The 825-nt window shown below is 45.7% G+C and carries 1 protein-coding gene; it reads right to left on the bottom strand.

The genetic code is table 11. From position 1 onward, the window contains the following. The coding region (locus R7R78_RS25390; RefSeq protein WP_225474532.1) for a diguanylate cyclase domain-containing protein at nucleotides 1-825 on the bottom strand (825 nt) is incomplete at both ends.

Genomic DNA, 825 nt, shown 5'->3' with positions numbered 1-825 from the left:
CCGTGATTTCCAAACTGATCAGATCGGCAAATTGCGGATTGTTTTCAAGCAGTTTCTCAAGACGATGGAAAAGAAGGTTCGAAGAGAGGTCTTTGGCTGAAAGGTTCACGTGTACAGGCAACTTAATGCCTTTTTCGATAAAGGTTTTGAGATCTTTTTCTACCTGGCCCAATACCCACATGGTGATGTTGTGGACTTGGTTGCTGCGCTCCGCGATAGGGATGAAGTCGTTGGGTGAGATAGTTTTCCCGTTTTCATCGTGCCAACGAATCACTGCCTCGAATCCGACAGCTAAATTGGTGTTCGCATCAATCAAGGGCTGGTAGTACAACTGAAACTCTTCTTTCTCTAACGCGCATTGAATGCGAGAGGAAATTTCAAGCTGGTACTTGGCACCCACGTTCATATCATCATGATAAAACGCGAATAAATTGCCGTTGCGTTTGGCGTGATACATGGCAATGTCGGCATGTTTAATCAAAAGATCATTTGAGATCGCGTCGTAAGGATAGGTGCTTATCCCAAACACGACACGTGAAGATACTTGGAACTCATCTAGGTGAAAGCGTGCAGAGAGGGCGCAATCTAGGCTTTCGATAAGTTCTGTGCCCGTTTTCTCACAGGCGGAAGAGGTGAGAATGACAAACTCATCGCCCCCCACTCGGAAGATCTTGTCGTTCCCTTTGAGCTTGTCTTGCAATCGTTGACCAATCTGAATCAGTAACTGGTCTCCGCAGAAGTGTCCCATCGCATCGTTCACTTGTTTAAAGTTCACTACGTCAAACAGAATGACAGAGAAAGGGTCACCAGATTGTATTCTGTCAT

This window comes from Vibrio sp. 2134-1 (assembly GCF_033339495.1).
The sequence above is the reverse complement of the archived record's forward strand: the minus strand, read 5'-3'. Positions and strand labels throughout refer to the sequence as shown.